Origin of the sequence: Caldivirga sp. UBA161, assembly GCF_002506515.1 — an archaeon.
Taxonomy (GTDB): Archaea; Thermoproteota; Thermoprotei; order Thermoproteales; family Thermocladiaceae; genus Caldivirga.
Genome location: NZ_DAXS01000068.1, coordinates 50826 through 68694, shown reverse-complemented (window position 1 = coordinate 68694; position 17869 = coordinate 50826). Strand labels below are relative to the sequence as shown.

Annotated in this window: 17 protein-coding genes; 8 read left to right on the top strand and 9 right to left on the bottom strand. The window is 41.1% G+C overall.

Translation table 11 applies throughout. The annotated features are described in order from the left end of the window. Window position 1 precedes the first annotated feature (1 nt). A complete protein-coding gene (locus BP896_RS07700; RefSeq protein ID WP_291767277.1) occupies window positions 2-958 on the top strand; it encodes an MDR/zinc-dependent alcohol dehydrogenase-like family protein in 957 nt (318 codons plus the stop codon). A gap of 326 nt (window positions 959-1284) precedes the next feature. Here the strand turns inward: BP896_RS07700 and BP896_RS07695 are convergent, their stop codons facing one another. The 3 genes from BP896_RS07695 to BP896_RS07685 form a co-directional block, all read right to left on the bottom strand. Further along, window positions 1285-2337, bottom strand: coding sequence for a M20/M25/M40 family metallo-hydrolase (locus tag BP896_RS07695; protein ID WP_291767274.1), 1053 nt, complete (start codon window positions 2335-2337; stop codon window positions 1285-1287). Between the two features lie 42 nt (window positions 2338-2379). Then, entirely contained in the window at window positions 2380-3309 is a 930-nt protein-coding gene (locus BP896_RS07690; RefSeq protein ID WP_291767273.1) for a malate dehydrogenase, read from the bottom strand. A gap of 122 nt (window positions 3310-3431) precedes the next feature. Beyond that, entirely contained in the window at window positions 3432-4010 is a 579-nt protein-coding gene (locus tag BP896_RS07685; protein ID WP_291767272.1) for a hypothetical protein, read from the bottom strand. A 169-nt stretch (window positions 4011-4179) separates the two neighbouring features. Between BP896_RS07685 and BP896_RS07680 the strand changes: the two genes are divergently transcribed. Beyond that, entirely contained in the window at window positions 4180-5022 is an 843-nt protein-coding gene (locus BP896_RS07680; RefSeq protein WP_291767270.1) for a cation diffusion facilitator family transporter, read from the top strand. A gap of 2 nt (window positions 5023-5024) precedes the next feature. Here the strand turns inward: BP896_RS07680 and BP896_RS07675 are convergent, their stop codons facing one another. Together BP896_RS07675 and BP896_RS07670 are read right to left on the bottom strand one after the other, a co-directional pair. Then, a complete protein-coding gene (locus BP896_RS07675) occupies window positions 5025-6122 on the bottom strand; it encodes a M16 family metallopeptidase (RefSeq protein WP_291767269.1) in 1098 nt (365 codons plus the stop codon). Continuing rightward, the gene (locus tag BP896_RS07670) at window positions 6115-7362 is read right to left on the bottom strand and encodes a M16 family metallopeptidase (protein WP_291767268.1); all 1248 of its coding nucleotides are present in this window, start codon (window positions 7360-7362) and stop codon (window positions 6115-6117) included. Before BP896_RS07670 ends, BP896_RS07675 begins: the two co-directional genes overlap by 8 nt. 108 nt (window positions 7363-7470) lie before the next feature. Here BP896_RS07670 and BP896_RS07665 point away from each other — a divergent pair, with 108 nt between their 5' ends. Next, window positions 7471-8166, top strand: coding sequence for a hypothetical protein (locus BP896_RS07665; RefSeq protein ID WP_291767266.1), 696 nt, complete (start codon window positions 7471-7473; stop codon window positions 8164-8166). Here BP896_RS07665 and moaA read toward each other — a convergent pair. Next, window positions 8163-9128, bottom strand: a complete 966-nt coding sequence (gene moaA, locus BP896_RS07660; protein WP_291767264.1) for a GTP 3',8-cyclase MoaA — start codon at window positions 9126-9128, stop codon at window positions 8163-8165. The two genes, BP896_RS07665 and moaA, sit on opposite strands and share 4 nt — an antisense overlap. A 92-nt stretch (window positions 9129-9220) precedes the next feature. Between moaA and BP896_RS07655 the strand changes: the two genes are divergently transcribed. The 4 genes from BP896_RS07655 to BP896_RS07640 all read left to right on the top strand — a co-directional run bounded on the left by BP896_RS07655 (window position 9221) and on the right by BP896_RS07640 (window position 13102). Further along, window positions 9221-10207 carry a S66 peptidase family protein gene (locus tag BP896_RS07655; RefSeq protein WP_291767262.1) on the top strand — a complete coding sequence of 329 codons (987 nt, stop codon included), beginning with the start codon at window positions 9221-9223 and terminating at the stop codon, window positions 10205-10207. Between the two features lie 40 nt (window positions 10208-10247). Continuing rightward, entirely contained in the window at window positions 10248-11234 is a 987-nt protein-coding gene (locus BP896_RS07650) for a BadF/BadG/BcrA/BcrD ATPase family protein (RefSeq protein WP_291767260.1), read from the top strand. Between the two features lie 104 nt (window positions 11235-11338). Then, window positions 11339-12658, top strand: a complete 1320-nt coding sequence (gene ahcY / locus BP896_RS07645) for an adenosylhomocysteinase (RefSeq protein ID WP_291767258.1) — start codon at window positions 11339-11341, stop codon at window positions 12656-12658. Between the two features lie 99 nt (window positions 12659-12757). Continuing rightward, complete coding sequence (locus tag BP896_RS07640; RefSeq protein ID WP_349681945.1) at window positions 12758-13102, top strand: hypothetical protein; 345 nt, start codon at window positions 12758-12760, stop codon at window positions 13100-13102. Window positions 13103-13117: 15 nt separating this feature from the next. Here the strand turns inward: BP896_RS07640 and BP896_RS07635 are convergent, their stop codons facing one another. Beyond that, window positions 13118-14056 carry a dipeptidase gene (locus BP896_RS07635; RefSeq protein ID WP_291767254.1) on the bottom strand — a complete coding sequence of 313 codons (939 nt, stop codon included), beginning with the start codon at window positions 14054-14056 and terminating at the stop codon, window positions 13118-13120. Between the two features lie 87 nt (window positions 14057-14143). On the opposite strand from BP896_RS07635, the gene BP896_RS07630 reads away from it, so the two are divergent. Continuing rightward, window positions 14144-15301, top strand: a complete 1158-nt coding sequence (locus tag BP896_RS07630) for an MFS transporter (protein WP_291767252.1) — start codon at window positions 14144-14146, stop codon at window positions 15299-15301. A gap of 7 nt (window positions 15302-15308) precedes the next feature. On the opposite strand, the gene BP896_RS07625 is transcribed toward BP896_RS07630, so the two are convergent. After that, the gene (locus BP896_RS07625; RefSeq protein ID WP_291767250.1) at window positions 15309-16130 is read right to left on the bottom strand and encodes a sugar phosphate isomerase/epimerase family protein; all 822 of its coding nucleotides are present in this window, start codon (window positions 16128-16130) and stop codon (window positions 15309-15311) included. A gap of 40 nt (window positions 16131-16170) precedes the next feature. Further along, window positions 16171-17823, bottom strand: coding sequence for a beta-N-acetylhexosaminidase (locus tag BP896_RS07620; RefSeq protein ID WP_291767248.1), 1653 nt, complete (start codon window positions 17821-17823; stop codon window positions 16171-16173). Window positions 17824-17869 lie beyond the last annotated feature (46 nt).

Here is a 17869-nt window from a genome sequence, read left to right as displayed (position 1 = left end):
TATGAGAAATAGGGTTGGTGTCCTGGTTTCAGCAGGCTTAGTTAGGATTGAGGAGTATGATATGCCTAAGCCCCGTGACGGTGAAGTATTAATTAGAGTGAGGGCTACGGGAATATGTAGTGGTGACATTTATGCGTTTAAGGGATTACCGGTATGGTTCACGTTGCCAGCTCCCTTTGGGCATGAACCCGTTGGGGATATTGTTGAAGTTGGGCCTAATGTAACCGCTCTTAAGCCTGGGGATAGGATTATGGCTATTGGATCACCGGCTTATGCAGATTACCTAGTGGCTAAGGCTAGTAGCGTTGCGAAAATACCTAACAACATACCTTATGAATACGCTATTGGTGAACCCTTAGCTGCAATAGTTAATGTGGTTAGGGTTACTCAACCAAGGCTTGGGGATTACGTAGCGGTCATCGGTTCAGGTTACATGGGCTTACTACTCATCCAAGCCTTGAGGGGTATGGGTTTCAGCGAGCTTGCGGCTTTCGATATTATTGATGATAGGCTTAAGTTAGCTAAGGAATTTGGAGCAACAGCGATAATTAACCCTAGTGTAGATGATGTTGATAAGGCTATTAAGGAATTAACCGACGGTAACGGCTTCAATGTTGTATTCGAGGTTAGTGGAAACCCAAGCGGGGTTGATTTAGCCACCAGGATTATTGGTAAGAGGGGTAGGTTAAGTATAGTTAGCTACCACTCCCTCCCAGTTCAAGTTAACTTCAGGATATGGGATGCTAAAGGAATAGACCTAGTAATGGCAGTGCCAGCCAGATCAGGAGATGAATACGCCACCATTGACTTAAAGATAGCTGCTAGACTACTTGAAAGAGGAGTATTTAACCAGGAGAAACTCATAACCCATAAATGGAGACTTAATGAGCTACAGGAAGCATTAGAATACGCCTCAAAGAAGCCAAGGGAATATATAAAAGGAGTAATAATACCTTAATAACGTTAAAATGATTTAAAATATTTTAATTTCTCGTCTTCTTAATTTTTCTAATTTTCTTAATATTATTACGATATATTATTACAATAACATAATCACTAAGCCTATTATTAGTGCTGTACTTATATTGGGTTAGTAGTTGTTAATGCAGCCATTGTTACTGGAGTATATTGTGCGGAAGTATAAGATAGTACATACTACTGAATTAGGAAAATCAGAATTGTAAGTCAGTGAACTTAATGTACTGCTCAATACTTAGTTCACAAACTACCACTATTAGTAATACCTTAGTTAAATTACTAGCCTTTAAACATTAATGCCTTAGCTTAATTCCGTATGGTTATGCGGCTGAATTCATCAATAACATTAATGAGGATGTTGCTGGCTAACATAACGTCATTGATATTAATATATTCAATGGGTCCATGACTGAGTGTTGGGTCCCCTGGCCCATAGGCTGCTAGGTTTAGTGTTAACTTGGCTAAAATAGCCATATCACTCGTACCCAATTTCCTGGATAGTATTGGCTTAACATTGTTTCTTAAGCTTGCCCTTACCAGTGACCTAACCACTGGGTTATTCACATTAACTATTATTGGGTCTGTGCAGTCAATAATCTTAACGCACTCAACATCCTTGACTGTATTACTTAATTCCCTACATGATGAGTTTAACGGTATCCTAACGTTAACAATCATTGTGCATTCAGTTGGTACCTTACTTGGGTGATCACCGCAATTAATGAGTGTGGGTGTTACTGTGTATGATTCGGTTGATTGCCCGTTACCAAGCCTACTAGCCATATTACTGAAGGCTTTGTAAACCTTTAATATTGGGTTATCCTCAACCCCAGGTCCAGCTGTGTGGCCCCCTTGACCAAGGCACTTAACCTCAACCCTAGCGCTCCCCCTATATGAGTAGGCTATGTGCATGTTGGTTGGCTCACCGACGATTACGCCATCAGGCTTGGGGAGATTACTCTTAATTAGGCTTAATGAACCTAAGCTATCACCCTCCTCCCTTGTCACTAGGGTTAACACTAATGTTACATCAGGTTTAGAGTTAAGGAAGGCAGTAATCATTGATGTAAGCGGCCCCTTATCATCAACAGCCCCCCTACCGTAAATTAAATCACCCCCCTCTCTAACCTCAATGAAGCCTGGTACAGTATCCATGTGTGCATGAAGCCATAAAACCCGTTCACCACTACCCCTAATTGCAAGCACATTGCCGGCTTCATCAATCCAAGCGTCAACACCATGTTGCTTAAGGAAGCTTAAAATAAACTCTGCAATCCTCCCCTCCTCACCACTTGGACTATATATTCTCAGTAAATTAATTAATAGATCCTTAACGTCACTGCTATTTAATAAGGTCATTGGTAAAAGGGTGGTTGATTGGGTTTAATTAACTTAACCCGCCTACTTAAGGTATTGTGGTGGTACTTGAGTTAGGTTCTTTTTAATAGCCTCAATACTCTGCATAAACTTCTGCCTCTGCTCTGGGGTTAGGTTTAATTCAATTATTTTCTCAACACCATTCTTACCCAGCACAACAGGAACCTCAGCGAAGACATCCCTAACACCGTATTCACCATCAAGGTACACTGAAGCTTCGAAAATCCTCTTCCTATTCTTCTTTATTGAATCAACCATTAAGGCCAAGCCAGCTGCTGGACCCCAGTTGCTACTAAATCCCCTTAGGCTAGTTATATCAGCGCCTGCCTGAATGGTCTTCTTAACAATATCATTATACTGCTCCTGAGTTAGGAATTCAGTAAGGGGCTTACCATATACGAATGATGCTTCAGGGACAGGGTACATGTTTTCACCATGCTGCCCAAGTACAACTGGTATTATTGACTCTGGGGCTATTCCAATTATCTGGGATGCATAGTAAGCCATCCTGTTGGAGTCCAAGACACCGCTGAAGCCAATAACCCTATTCCTCGGGAATCCAAGCCTCTTATACAGTACGTAAACCATTGCGTCAAGTGGGTTAGTTGTAATGATTACTATTGAATTAGGGGCATACTTCTTAATCTGGTCTGCAATTGATGAAACTATCTCAGCATTCTTACCAGCTAACTCCTCCCTAGTCATGCCTGGCTTCCTAGCGAGGCCGGCAGTAACTATTACAATGTCACTTCCCTCCATGTCCTTATAATCATTACTACCCTTATACCTAACAGACTTCCCTAATATTGCTGCAGCGTGATTAAGGTCAAGGGCCTCACCTTGAGGCAGGCCCTTTACTATATCTATTAGGGTTAATTCATTATCTAACTCATAGAACATTAGGAAAGCCGCCGCTGTTGCACCCACTCTACCTGATCCCACTATTGTTATCATAGTTTGCTTTACTTACCCTTATTTTAAAGTTTTTCCGTGGGTTTTTCTTGACTTAAGATTATTTTATCACATAATATTTAGGGTATTTCTAATTAAATATAAAGTTAAGGCATAGTTAAAGTTTAGGCATTCTTAAACAATAGGTCTAAGTAATTAAGTAAGTACTCTAGAGCCATATTGTTAAATAAATAACTCCTCAAGTCAAGGTACTTGCTTACGAATCCTCCACTTAATCCCCTAATAGCATTATCAATATCATCAGTCCTATTAGCCATCCTGAAGCTGAATGGTACATCTAAACCCAGGGCTTCAAGTGCCCTTAACTTCAAGTCCTGAGGCCCATTAGTGAGTATTCGCCTAAACTCCTGCTCATTAAAGGATCTGGCAACGTAATCATCATATCCAGATTCTATTAAAATGTAGTCAATTATCCTACTTAGGAGCGTTAAGCTGCCGACCCTACTATACTTCCTATTAGCTAATTCATTAGGTATAATCCACTTGGATACTAATACTGGGTCATTATGTGCCTTAGCTATGGCTATTAACCTTAATATTGAGTACTCGTCATCATTTGCATTAACTTTAATCAAAGTAATATCATTAATATCCACCGATGATTGCTCATTAGTGTACGTTACTAATACTTCACCAGGTTTAATCCTGCTTAATGCTTCGTTAATAAATTCCTCACTAACCACTACTTAACTAACTGCTACCCTAGGTTAATAAGCAGTTCTCTTCTTTAAGTTACTTGATAGCCTAAATGGGGTTAGGTTTATAAATTCGAAATCTATATCGTTATCGAAATCGAGTATGAATGAAAACTTATTTAAGAACCAGCGGATTAGTGGTAATGAGGTAGTAACAATGAATGGTAAGGTCAGGTTCTATGTAAAGGTAGCAACACTACTAGTTAGCGCTACCTCAATTATTGAGCTCTTAACTGGAGTAACCATGAATATACCCGTGCTTATTGCTGATGGCCTACACACAATGCTTGACGTAGTCATATTAAGCTCATTATACATTGGGCTTGGGCCAACCTTAAAGCCGCCTGACATGGATCACCCCTATGGTCACTTTAAGTATAAGTACTTATCAATGTATACTGTTGCAATAATATTAATGGGTGCATCACTTTGGTTAGTGGCTGAATCCATCATTAATATTACTAAAGGTATTGTTGAGAAGTTACCCTTAGACTCATTATACATCATTATTATTGTTGCCAGCCTAGTATTAAGTAGGTTAATTAACCTGAGGATTGGGTACATTAAAACTGGTGACTTAATACTTAAACTTGAGTTTAGGCATGCCATAGCTGACTTACTGGATGCGTTACTAATAGCGGCAGTAATGGTAGTCTCATTAATGATGCCAATTATTCAACCTATTGCAGTTCTAGCTATTGCAGCATACCTAATATATTTGGGAGTTAATTACTTTAAGGAGTCAATGAATGTTCTACTTGATCAAATTAACCCAGAAATAACAAATAGGGTATATAGTATAGCTAGATATCATAATGTATCAGTTTCTGATGTTAAGGTTAAGAATACTGGTAATGGATATGCGATAGACCTCATTGTTAAGGTTCCGGGTTGGTATAGTGTTAATGAAGCTCATAGGATTGTGGATGAACTTGAGAATGATATAATGAAGAATATACAATCAGTAGTGTCTGTGAATACTCATGTTGAGCCAGGTTAATTTCAAGGGCCAGCCACAGCTATGTAATGGTGCCTTAACTCACTGGTGATGTTTGCTATGTCACTACTCTTAAGGGTAGTTAGGAAGTTAACGTACCTTGCATAGTAATCCTCAGGTAAACCGTATAGTGGTATTATTGAGTACATTTGCGCCAGCCCCTCCGGTGACTCAGCCCTGACTGTTAACCTCCCCCTCTGATTGCCTTTAATCATTTCAACATCATGATCATTAACCATGCTCATTGACTCAGTTGTCTTAAGTATAAGTTCCTTAACCTCATTAACATGCTTCTCCCTAGTACCCACTAACGCAATTAGGAATCCAACACCACCTAGGGGTACATATGTTGAGAAGGCGTAATAGGCTAGCCCCCTCTTAACCCTAATCTCCACGTAAAGCCTACTAATTAAACCCATGCCACCAAGGAGTGTGTTGAAAGCCATGTAATTGAAGACCCTACCATATATTGAGTCAGCAGGATAGGCAACAGCAATGGTGCTTTGAACCTTATCACTTAACTTAACATTAACCTCACCGCCCCCATATCCCTTCACGCTGGGCCACTTAGCATTAGCTGGGGAGCCACTAATTTCAACATCACCACCTACTACGGTTACTGAGTAATAGGCTAAGTTATCTAATGCCCTTCTCACGTCCTCTGGTTTAATCCTACTTAAGTCGACTCCAAGAAGAACCTCTGGGTGATTCCCATATGGTGAATCAGGCATTAAACCCCTTAAAGCCTCAGCCATTGCCCTCGCTGTAGTATCCTCCCTAGCCACATTAATCTGTGTCGACGCCTCATTGATTGCCCTATCCAGTAGGCTTAAGTCAACCCTAGTTAACGCATCCCAAAGGCCCTTAAGTAAGCTTGAATTACCTTTATGCGTCTTTATTGACACTGTTAATTGATCCCATGAGTTATTGAATGATATTGTTACACCACTCTTCTCCAACTCCATGATTCCTCTGGACCACTTCCATAGATTAACCAGTACCCTTGATAATCCAGGTACATCCTCATTAATTAAGCCAAGGTTCAACTTAACATCAACAACGAGTGATTCACTCCAGTGGCTCAACTTCATTACCTTAGCCATAGTAAACCACCACTGCTGATTTTATAAGCTCCTCCACATGATTAACATAATCCTCAGCCCCTAAGTACTGAGCATTACTCATTAACTTCACTAAGTGTTCAGGGTCATTGGCGAATAATTCACCCACACCATATAATTGACCAAGCTTACTGGGTGAGTCAAGTGTATTAATTAACCTAGTCTTAATCCTTGCAATGGCATTATTAACTTCATCGGCATTAGGCTTCTCTAAAATAACCTCAATTAACCTATTATAAGCCTTATCAGGGTCCTTAACACCCCTCAGCACTATACCGTAGGGTCCATTCATGTAAGTTAACTCGTAACTGGCATAAACGCTTGAGGCGGTTCCCTCCTCAACAAGCCTATACAGCCTAGCGAACCTAGGTATTGATGCTGGTTCACTAGCCGTTAAGCCGTAGGCTAGCCTCTTATCGCCAATTAGAATGAAGTCGACGAATAATTGCCTTGAGAAGCCTTGAGCATTATGTAATCCAGGTGACTTAAATAATACTAAGAGCCTAGGAACCATTGTTGAACCCCTCATGGTTACCTTAATGATACCGTTAAATTGCTCATCCCATGGCTCCACATCTCCCTTAACTTCACCAGGCTCAATACTGCTGAAGTGGAGTTCAGCAAGCTTCTCAATACTACTTCTCGTTAACCCACCCACAGCCACTAGGACTGCATTGGATGGATTATAGTATCGCCTATAGTAATTGTATAATTCATCACGCTTAACAGACTCAAGATCTCTCCTAACGCCAATAACCATGTGCCTATATGGGTGTGAATCCCACATTTTCCTACTGGCCGTAAGCATCATTCTTGCCTCCTCATCATTCTCATTCATATCGAATTCACTTAACACAATGCTCCTCTCAAGTTCAAACTCATTCTCAAGGAATAATGCATCCTTCATCCTCTTGGCCTCAATCATGAAGCCTAACTCAGCCTTATCCACTGGTAGGACTTCAACGTAGGCCGTGGTGTCATATGTGGTGAAGCCGTTGAAGTAACCCCCAACTCCCTCCACCAGCTCATCAATACTCTTCTCAAGCCCCTTAATACTCCTGAAGAGTACATGTTCAACAAGGTGAGAGCCCCCATATATTCCATCTCTCTCATTCTTAGCCCCAACATTGTAGAATACGTACACAGCCTCAACCTCACTGTCAGGTATGTGTGAACCCACAACCCTTAATCCATTACTAAGCCTTATGCTGAATGCATTCATAGTAGAGTACTGCGATTAAGGATTTAAAGTGTTTAGGTGCTGATGCTTAACTGCTCATGTTTATTTTAACCAATAGGGTTATTTATCATTAATGAGGTTAATTAGGCAATGCCTTTATCGTTCTTTAATAGGAGGGGGGATAAGATTAAGAGGAAGATGGAGTCCTATAGGGGATGGAGGGTTATTGATGATAATGGTAGGGAACTGGGTATGGTTACCTCAGTGGAATATAAGGTGAACCGTGATGGCAACAACCTGAAGGTAATAATAACTGGTGTAAACGTGAGTAGGGATGGCCAGGTTATTAAGTATAGTACAGCCAATAATGTGCTTAAGTTTAATGATGAGGAGAGGATTATTATAGTTAAACCTAAGAATGAACTGGAGGCTACTATTAATGATGTTAAGTCTAAGCTTGAGGACACGGTTAATAAGTTGAGGAAGGTTAATGAAATGCTCCTTAAGCTAGGTGATGTAATGCTCAATATGATTAGTAATAATGAGAAGATTCCACAGGATTTAGTGGATAAGTTCAGGAAAATGCTTGAGAATGAGAGGGAGAGGTATGTGAGGGAGTGTGATGAGAGGATTGAGAAGTTAACTAGGATAATAGGTGAATTGGATGCTAGGATATCTGAAATGGAGACTGAGTATGGTGAACTTAAGTTAAAGAGCGAGATAAGCCAACTTCAGGATGAGGATAAGGGTAAGCTCATAGCACTTAAGGATGACTTAGATAGGTTAAGGGGGATTAGGAATGAGATAACTATGCTGATTTACAAGTATAGGGGTGAATGCATTTAACCAACCCTTAACCTAACCTTAATGTTACTTAACCTCAATTGATTATCAGTATTCTTAAAGTTGGGTTCCCTTAACTCATTAGCCCTCTGAAAGGCCTTAATTAACCCCTCAAGGTCCCTACTCTTAATGAGGTCCCAAACCTTAACGGATGGAGGCTTATAGAGGCAGGTCTTAAGCCATCCATCACTGGTTAACCTCATTGTTGTGCAACCAGCGCAGAAGCTTGGATTCATGTAATTCTTCACAACCTCAACCTTAACACCATCAACACTAAGTAGGGGCCTATTATGCAAGTCAACCCTACTCCCAAGGAATCTACCACGCTCCATAAGTCGCTTAACCACAGTGTTTAAGTCAACGTAATTCTCATTGAAAGCCACTTCCCCATACCCAACGGGCATTAATTCTATTAACTGTAGTGAGAAGCCATGCTTTGCAGCGAAGCTTATTAAATCATCAACCTCATCAACATTAACCTTAGTAACAACCATATTAAGCTTTATGTTATTGAACCCAGCGTCCTTAGCCTTCATTAACCCATCAATAACCTTATTGAATACCTTGGGGCTTGTTCCAGTTATGAATGCATACCTCTCAGGCTTAAGGCTATGTAACGACACATTAAGCCTCATTAAGCCTGCCTCCCTAAGCTTTGAGGCTAATTCACCTAGGAGGTAACCATTAGTTGTTAAGGATAAATCCTTAGGTTTCCTTAGGCTTAATTCCTCAATTATCTCAGTAATATCTTTACGTAATAATGGTTCACCACCAGTTAACTTAAAATCCATTACACCAATCCTCATGGCTGCCTCAGCTGCAAATCCAATATCCTTAGGCGTTAATGATGGGATATGCCTACTTTGACCCTCAAAGTGGCAGAAGAAGCAGTTAAAGTTGCATTCACTGTTAACCACGATCCTAAGCTTCAATAATGGCCTACCATACTTATCAATTAAAACCACACCATTGCCTTTACCTAACCCATTTTTAAACACTTCTAAGTTAACAAAACTATGTTGAATTCCTTAAAAATAAGCGTACCTACTAATTAGGAGTGAAGTACTCGGTTAAACCACGTAGGTTAAGGGAGGGATCAACGGTAATGCTCATAGCACCATCAGCACCCCCAGGTTATCCGGGGAGTGGCTCAGGACTCAACACTGGTATTGATTATCTTAGGAAAAAAGGGTTTAGGGTGATTCTTGGAGATACTGTTAAGTTCGCCTTAAATAAGGGCTTCCATTCGGCTCCAGATGAAGTTAGAGCTAAGGATATCATGGATGCCTTCATTAGGGATGACGTAGATGCAGTATGGTGCTTAAGGGGCATGAGCGGTGCCTTTAGGGTTATTAGGCTTCTTGACTATGATGTAATTAAAGAGCACCCTAAGGTTATAGTGGGCTTCAGCGACATAACAGCCCTACAAACTGCAGTGTATGCTAAGGCTGGAGTCCCATCACTACAGGCCCCAATGCTTGACCTTAATGTGACACCTAGTGAGGCTGGCCTAAGTAGGTTCAGGAGGGATATGGATGCGGCTCTAAGTATACTCAAGGGTGAGGTGATGGAGCTTAAGCCCCTTCAGGATGGGCCATTTCCAAGAATAATAACACCAGGTAAAGCAAGCGGCGTAATGGTTGGTGGCAATCTATTGAAATTCCTCCTTCCTCAATCAATACCAAGCTTCAGAATTAACCCGGAGGGTAAGGTACTCTTTATTGAGGAGATAGCGCTACAGATACATAGGCTTGATGAGTACTTAACGGCACTGGGATTAATGGGAATTCTCGGAGGCGTTAATGCTATTGCCTACGGTGAAATACCTGAGTTAAGGGAGTGGCAGGTTGGGGGGAGTGTGGTTGAGTCAATTGTGGAGGCAACTAAGACCTATAACCCTAAGGCCCCATCCTTCCTAAATTACCCATGCTGCCATGGTGGTGATCAACAAGGCCTAAACACATACCCAGTTCCCTTAGGCATTAGTATTGAGGTTAATGCTGATGAGGCAACATTAACAATGAAGGAACCTCTTGTTGAGTGAACGTGATGAGGTTTAAATACTCTCACCAAGTCCGTAACAAGTGGTTAAGGTAGTACTGGGAATTGATGGCGGTGCCACTAAAACAGAGGCAGCAGTATTATCATATGATGGAGTATTAATGGCTCTTGGGCAAGCCGGGCCTTCAAATCCAGCGGCATTACCTATTAATGAAGTCTGCAGTAATATTTCAGCAAGTGTAATTAACGCATTAAGTAAGGTTAACGCTAATGTTGAGGTTATTGCCTTAAGTCTATCCATGGCTGGTTACCTTGGTGGTGCTTGGGATAGTGAAATAAGGAGGTGTATAATGAGTGAACTTGGTGATTATGTTAAGGGTGCTAGAATATACATTACTGAGGATATTGAAGCCGCCCACGCCTCAGCATTCTTAACAGGTGATGGGGTAATAGGCATATTGGGCACTGGCAGTAATTTTTACGGTAAGTACTCTGGTAGGAGGGTTAGGGTTGGTGGATGGGGGCATTTAATAGATGATGAAGGTGGAGCGTACCATATTGGAGCCTTAGGCTTATCAGCAGTGGTGAAATCATATGACGGTAGGATTGGTGAAACAACCCTAGTTAAATATGCCTTAAGCCAGTACTCAGCCTCCACCATTGAGGAGTTGGTTGCTAAAGTTTATTCAGCCAGGGATGTTAAGGGTACGATCGCTTCATTTGCCAAAAGCGTCTTTGATGCAGCTAAGGAGGGTGATAAGGAGGCTTCATTAATACTTAGGAGGGAGACTGAGGAGGTTGCCTTAGCATTAACCACCGTGATTAGGAGGCTTGGTGCCTTTAACCTGCCCATAGCATTAATGGGCGGTACATACATGGCTAATAAGGGCCTATGGAAGCAAATGATTGAGGAGGAGTTAAGTAAATTAATGGGTAGGCAAGTAACTGTGAGTGAACCATTGATAAGGCAATCTTGTGCAGCATCAGTAATACCCATTAACGCTGGTGAACGTTTTGGCGACGCGTATTTGATTAATATTGTTAATTCCTGCGGCATTAAGAATAATTAATAATACTTAAAACGCGTGTTTAAGTAAAGTACCCTCCGCTTAAACGTTATGGCATGTGGAATGTTGGTTAAACGCTTTTAAACATGTTAAATCTAGGTTCAGCAATGGTTGAGTCTAAGGTTAAGGATAAGTCATTAGCGGCCAAGGGAAGGCTACAGATTGAGTGGGCTGAATCACACATGCCGGTACTAATGGCTATTAGGGAAAGGTTCATTAAGGAGAAGCCACTTAAGGGTATTAAAATAGCTGCAAGCCTCCATGTTACCAAGGAGACTGCGGTTCTGGCTAAAACCCTAGCAGCAGGTGGAGCTGACGTATACTTAGCGCCAAGTAATCCACTCTCAACTCAAGATGATGTTGCAGCAGCCTTAGTGGAGGAGGGTATTCATGTATATGCTTGGAAGGGCATGAGCAATAGGGAGTATTATAATGCCATAGGCTTCGCCATATCCTCTGAACCCAACATAACCCTCGATGATGGCGGTGACGTAGCCGGCACACTACATAAGTTAGCCTTAGGGATCATTGATGAGTCAGTTAAGTATGCCCTTGAGGTAGCAGGCAGTAGGGATTATGTAAGCTTAGTTAAGAAGATATTCGGCGGCACTGAGGAAACAACTACAGGGGTCATTAGGTTTAGGGCCATGGAGAAGGATGGGAAGTTAATGTACCCTATAATAGCTGTTAACGACTCATATACAAAGTACCTCTTCGACAATAGGTACGGTACAGGCCAATCAACTTGGGATGGGATAATAAGGGCAACGAACCTACTCATTGCAGGAAAAATAGTGGTAGTTGCTGGATATGGGTGGGTTGGAAGGGGGGTGGCGATGAGGGCTAAGGGACTTGGGGCAAGGAGGGTCATTATTACTGAGGTTAATCCAATAAGGGCCCTTGAGGCAGTCTTCGAGGGCTTTGAGGTAATGCCAATGAGTGAAGCTGCTGAAATAGGCGACATCTTCATAACAGCAACAGGTGACATAAGGGTAATATCCTTTGACCACATGTTAAGGATGAAGGATGGTGCAGTGTTAGCCAATACAGGGCACTTCAATGTTGAGATTGATGTGGAGGCCCTAGAAAAGAACGCTAAATCCAAGAGGGAAATAAGACCATACGTTGTTGAGTACATCCTACCTAATGGCAGAAAAATATACCTAATAGCGGAGGGCAGGCTAGTTAACCTATCAGCCGCGGAAGGGCATCCAAGTGAGGTAATGGACATGTCCTTCAGTAATCAAGCATTGGCGGCTGAGTACATTTTAAGAAATAAGGGTAAGTTAACACCTAGAGTTTACAGGCTGCCTCAGGATATTGATGAGGATATTGCTAGGCTTAAGTTGGCGGCAATGGGGGTTAGGTTTGATTCCCTAACAGAGGAGCAGGCTAGGTATATTTCAAGTTGGGAAACTGGTACGTAATGATTATAAAGTGTTAGGGATGAGACAGCGTTAGGGTTAAAACCATTAATAGCAATACCGTTCGTGGGCACTGGTGATGGTTTAAGTGAATTAGAGAAAATGATACTAGCCCACATTTATAAGTATGGCCCAGATACACCATGGCTACTTGCCAGGAGGCTCCTCGGTGCATCTGGGTGGAATCCAATAATACCTGAAGATGAAGTTGAGGAGGCTTGTAAGCATCTTGTTCAACTTAATTTACTACAGGAGTTTAAGGGGAGTTTAAAGGGTAGGGTTACTAGTTCGGTTAAGCCGTGGCTTAAGGTTAAGCAGCATAACCCTGAGAAGAGGGGGAGGGGGATTTACTATGATTTAACCAAGGAAGGTAGGAGGGTGGCTGGATACATTTGGAAGAATGAAATAAGAGATATGTTGGCTAAAAACCGTGGTAAGAAGCATTGAATTATGGGATTCTAATTACCCTATGTACTTAAGCATCCTATAGGCATTACCCCACAGTACCTTTTCAGCTTCATCACCCAACATATCACTGAGCATGCTTAGTTTCTCAATTGACTCAAGGCCACTTATTACTTCATCAGGGTACATTCCAAGGAAGTCAGTACCTATTGCCACATAATCCCAGCCATAATTCTCACCAATATACTTAATATTATCTAATATACCCTCAATACTTGGGTTAGGTAATAATGATGGTATTGCAGCCACCCCTATAATTCCCCCAGCCTTAATAATGGCCTCAATCATTTCATCATCAAGATTCCTACGGGAGTCCTTAAGCTTCCTAGCGTTAGCGTGGCTAACTATAATAGGCTTCCTAGATATTGATGCTACATCAAGCACAGTTTGCTTACTTGCGTGAGCTAGGTCAATTAATAAGCCAAGGTCATTGGCTAATTTAACCAGTTCCTCACCCTCACCAGTTAAGCCGTAATCCTTCCTTGAATTACATGATGCAGCAAACTTAGTATCATAATTCCATGTTAATTGAATAACCCTAACCCCCAGGTTCTTAAGTACGTATAAGTCATATATATCCCTCAATGCATCAGTACCCTCCAGGGATATTACGAAGTTAACCTTACTTAAGGTATCATTAGGGCTTTTAATAATCTTAATTAATCCCCTCCTCTCCAGGTAGTAGTAGAATTTGAGGTGATCCAGTATTAGGTCGAATGAGAAGTGCGTTGGGTTTGTTGCTCTACCATAGAGTGCCTTAATCTTATCAGCATCCTCATTCCAAGTCCTAACATGAGGGTATATTGCCGCGAATACTAATGCCTGATCGAATTTAGCCAATTGAGCTATACTTGATTGTGCTGGGCCATTAATGGTATCGTTAAAGTATTGTGAAGTCCCCCATGAGATATCCTCGTGTAGGTCAGCAATCCTCATGATAATTATATTGCATATAGCTTTTAAAACTATGCTTCACTAAATTAAAATCAGTTAAGCTTTAATTCAGTAGTTAACAACCGAATAATGCAGTTTAAGGTAAATGCCTCAGTGGAGCTGATTTTACTAATTATATACGCCTTAATGTGGTCTGTGGTGCCGCTCTACGCATTATTCTCAACCTACATTCTATACGCCAGCGGCTTAACGTTGATTGAAATTGGTGCATTTAGTACATCCTATAATATAGCATCCATGATGGGCCAATATTCATTAGGCTACTTATCAGACATTATGAAGAGCAGGAGGAGGGTGATTATTATTGATTTACTCTCAGCAGCCTTAATTACATTACTCCTTATGTTGAACTTAAGGGTAAGCTACTACGTGTTATCGTCAATAATTATGGGATTCCTAGCCGGGGGCTTCTCAACGTTAATGTTAGCCTCATCCTCTGAAATATCAGTGGTTAAATTAGGTAGGAGTATTAGTGTTGTTAGGATTGGTGGGGCTATTGGTTGGATAGGGGGTAGTTTAGTAATACCGTTAATAATAGTTAAATCATCACTAGGGTACGCCCTCTTATTTGCTTTAATTGAATTGCTAATGGCGCTTACCATAGCTGCCTTAATGCTTAAGGAAACATACTCCACTAGATTCACCACTAGGCTTACCTTAAGCACGTGGGCTGCCCTATCACTCTACTCCTTAATAGCTGGGTTAACAATATCATCAGCATCCTGGTTCCTACCAGTGTACGTCTTCATTAAACATGGTTCAATATTGTACTTGGGTGAAGTAATAGCTGCAGGTGCGACTGCTGAGGTGCCTACAATGATCATTACCGGTAGGTTATTTGACAGCAGCCTAATATTCAGGAAGTATTTATTCATAATCAATGGTTTAGTATTATCCTTAGCCTTCACGCTATATTCCCTCATCCCATTGAGTGCATTATACCTGGCTCAAGTGGTTAGGGGTATTGGTTACGCATTATTCATAGTATCAACCCCAGCATTACTCATGAGCCTAGGCGTGGAGAGGGGTAAGGGATCAGCTGTCTTCTTTACAATGTTCTCAATGGGGTCAATACTAGGTGGATTAATTGGGGGTGCTATTTCAACAGTAATTGGGGTTAGGAATCTATTCATCCTACTATCCATACTCTTCCTACTGGTTTCACTAATAATGAACACCGCATTGAGGAGTAGGATTAATGAAATTCAACAGAGCTTAATGCATTGAGGTGTTATTACCTAATGTACTTTAGAAGCAATTCCCTACTCTTAGCAACACCAGTATCATAATCTTCCCTACCCTCATACTCCAGTGAAACCCAGCCATTGAATCCATGATTCTTAAGAATGTTGAAAACCCTATCGTAATCTATATCCAAGGTATACCACACGCCACCACCAAAGTATGTCTTAGCATGAACCATTGCAGTGTAGGGCGCTATCATCTCCAGTTGCCCATAGGTATCCTCAATGAAGTTACCTATATCCATTACTGCCCTAAAGTACTTTGATGGTACGTCATTAAACATTTTAACCATGTTTGACGCCTTACCTGAAATCCCCCAATGATTCTCAAGGCCAAGTATTATTCCTAAATCCTCAGCAGTGGGTAGTAGGCTTCTTATTGACTCCTCAACCCACCTTAATGCATCCTCCTCAGTATAACCTGGTAATGGTGGTTCTTTACCCTTATTCCTCATTAACTCATCAAAACTCTTAATTGTCCTCCACCTACCTGAATTAATCCTAATTATGGATGCTCCAAGGACATAGGCTGCATTTAACCACTTCTTCACTAACTCAACCTCCTTATCCCTTGAACCAGTGAGTGGGTTAATAAAATCATTGTGAATTGATACAGCGTATATGCTTAATCCAAGCGTGAAGGCTACCCTCTTAACCTCCCTTAAATCCCCTGTATTGAGTCCACTTAAATGATCCTCAAGAATTTCAACACCACTGAACCCATGTTTAGCAGCTCTCTCTAAGTAATTATTAATGGGCATCTTCTCACCCTCAAAGTGCCAGAAGGAGTATGTTGAAACCCCTAGGTTCATAATACATTATGCTTGAACCTCTATTTAAGCATTGCTACTATTATCCTTTTAAATTATACTTAAGAATTAGCATTGATTTACCGAACCTAGATAATATGTTAGATAAGCCCTCTGGTTTTCTTTCACTTAACCATAGTTTAGCATAAGCATCAATTATGCTCCAGTAATCATCAGCCTTTGCCTCACCCTTAATTACCCTTAAGCCGAGTTCCATCATGCTCCTAATTAATTCTAAACTCTCAGGGAGCTTCACATTCCTTAATTCGTTAAGTATCTTGCCCCATTCATCCTTAATCATTTCCTTAGCTTCATTACTCATAGTACTTAACCTATCCAAGTATATTACGTTTTTTATATTAGAGGACACTATTCCCTTACCGAATAATTTACGGGCCTTTAAAACACCCTCATCCTCACTACTTAACCTAATCCACTTAGCCTCCCAATCACCCGTACCCTCAGCTATCTCCATTGAAGCCAGTATTAGGGGTGTTAGGTATGTGAATAGGCATTCCTCACCATCATCACCCCATGCAGTTATTAGGAATCCACCCAGTTTCCTCTCCTTGGCTGCCATTAGAAAGTTCTTAACATTGGTTAATGCTCTTTCGAAGTCTGGGTAGAACCTGTTCCAGTTTGATAAGCCTGGGCATGCCAATTGATTACTGTAGTGCCCAACCTTATCTATCATGTTTAGGAAATCCTCCACATTTAATGGTTCATAATTCCAATTAGCTATAATCACCTCATCCCACATCTTATCATTAATAACGCCCTCCCATATGGTCCTCTCCTCACTGGGTAAATATATTCCGGTTAACATGTCACCCCAAACCACAGGTACTTTACCATACTTCTTAACCATATTTAATATAGCCCTATAATGCGTTAAGTACAGTTCAGGGCCCTTAAAGACGAAGCCAACCTTATCAAGGCTCCTACCTCTACCCAGTGACCATGTTTCATCACCACCCACGTGTATTAACCTTGATTTACTGGTTTCAAGAACATCCTGAAGCAACCTTAACGCGAATGCCCTCGCATCCTCACTGCTTGCATCTAATGTACCATCACGTGGAACCCACCAAAGTTCCTTAAACCTACTGTATTTTGGTAATGATAGTATGTTCTCCATGTGGCCCAGTAGCTCTAATGATGGCACAACCTCAATGCCGTATGATTCACCGTAATTAACTATAGTATTCCACTCCTCCTCACTTAACCTACCCCTTAAAGCACCTATATCTGGGTAGCTCCTCCACGGGTAAAGGTCCTCCAGGTAAATGAAGAAGTAATTATACTTAAGTAGGAAAAGCCACTTAATAATGTTTTTAAAGGTCTCAAGATTCGGCACACCACCCCTGGCTATATCCATGTGGAAGCCCCTTATCTTAAAGCTAAGTTCCTCATAAACCTCAACACTGGGTATAAAGCCGCTCCTCTGCATTGTTAATTGAATAACTGTGGCATAGCAAATGTACTTATTCCCCCTGGCTTCTATTGAACCATTATTAACATTAATTGAACAATGATCACCCTCCTCCTCACTTAATTTAATTTCCCAGGAACCCTTAGGTATATTGAAGTCAGAGGTTATGTTGTCAGGCAGATTACTGAAACCATCGAATCTAAACCATTCACCATTAAATTGCAGCTGCTTAGGCTGCGGTACTATTAAAATTTCCTCACCCATACTCATAATTACCAGCATGCAGGTAGCCTTAATAAGCTTAGAACCT